Annotated in this window: 2 protein-coding genes; one reads left to right on the top strand and one right to left on the bottom strand. The window is 46.3% G+C overall.

Translation table 11 applies throughout. The features are described 5' to 3' along the window. Window positions 1-443 (top strand): hypothetical protein (locus tag A3750_RS00880; protein ID WP_231871657.1); only part of this gene is annotated, 443 nt, incomplete at its 5' end. Window positions 444-495: 52 nt separating this feature from the next. Here the strand turns inward: A3750_RS00880 and A3750_RS00875 are convergent. Beyond that, on the bottom strand, window positions 496-1,185 hold a 690-nt coding region (locus A3750_RS00875; protein WP_068547942.1), incomplete at its 5' end, for a GNAT family N-acetyltransferase.

Genomic DNA, 1,185 nt, shown 5'->3' with positions numbered 1-1,185 from the left:
ATGGATGTTGCCCCGCGTATCATTCGCAGGTGTTTAACCATTTTGGTCGAATACCAAGCTATATAATCAATGATGACAGGGTTAATACATTTAGAGCGCTTTGTTTGGGAAACATCTGTTACCTTCACACGTCACTCTTAAAATACCGCGTCGGTATCGGGGTTTCTTTTTATGATGACGTCGCAAAAGATGACCAGCTTTACCGCTTAGTCACGGATGCCAAGCGTGAGGTGAGCGACATAAAGTGCCATCTCAGTGATTTAGACGCGGCTCCACGCAAGGACAAAAAATACATCTCGAAGCTGCTCATGCGCAGAAACAGGTATGTAATGTGGCTCTCAGCCCTAGAGCAAGCGCCTTCCTTTTCAGATGTACTGCGCGCCATTCTCTCAGGCGTGCCAATCAAGCCTGTATGGAAAGCTTATAAGAAGCTTAGAAAGTAGGCCTAGGGCGAAACGTTGTTCGGCTAGTTGTTTCGGGCTTGTGCTAATCGGTTTAAACGGATTTCGCGCTGTCTAATGGCAACGTGTAAGTATCGATCGCTAACCCTCTACCACCAAAGCTCTCTTTTTGCGCAATTAGGCCGCCGTTAAGGATGGTTCCGTTCTCTTCGGTAGAGATGCCAAAGCTAAAATATTGTTGGTTTTGTGACATGGCATCTTGGATACAGTTTTCTATCAGAAAATCGAGGGCCCCCACGGCCTTTCCTTCGTCTGAGGTGGCCATATATTGTGTGTGCGTAATATTATTGAATTTGAACAGTAAGGTGGCTGCCATCAGGGTGCCATTCTGTTCTGCCATCTCCAAAGAGATATTTTCAGGGAAGCATGAATGTAGGTATTCGAGTTCTGCGGCGCTGTGGACGGGGCTCGCACCATGCTTGGATAGTACGCTACTAAGTAGAGCATGAAATGCTTGCCAGTCTTGCGATTTGCTTACGGTAACAGACTCTTTCTTTGCTTTGTTTATTAACCATTTCCGGCCTTTTGAGATCTTTGGGCGAGCCTTGAGATCGATCACGCTTGATAGGTCTCTGCGCGACAAAGTTGCACCTTCTTTCATCAGGGCATACAAATCATCTTGATACATCGAGCGTTGAAAAACATGAGGGATCGCTTTATAGCGAAGCGATACACAGCCGTCTTTTTTGCAGAAATTCGTGAGGCTCTCGAACAACTCGAGCAT

The sequence above is a fragment of the Oleiphilus sp. HI0079 genome, assembly GCF_001635105.1.
The sequence above is the reverse complement of the archived record's forward strand: the minus strand, read 5'-3'. Positions and strand labels throughout refer to the sequence as shown.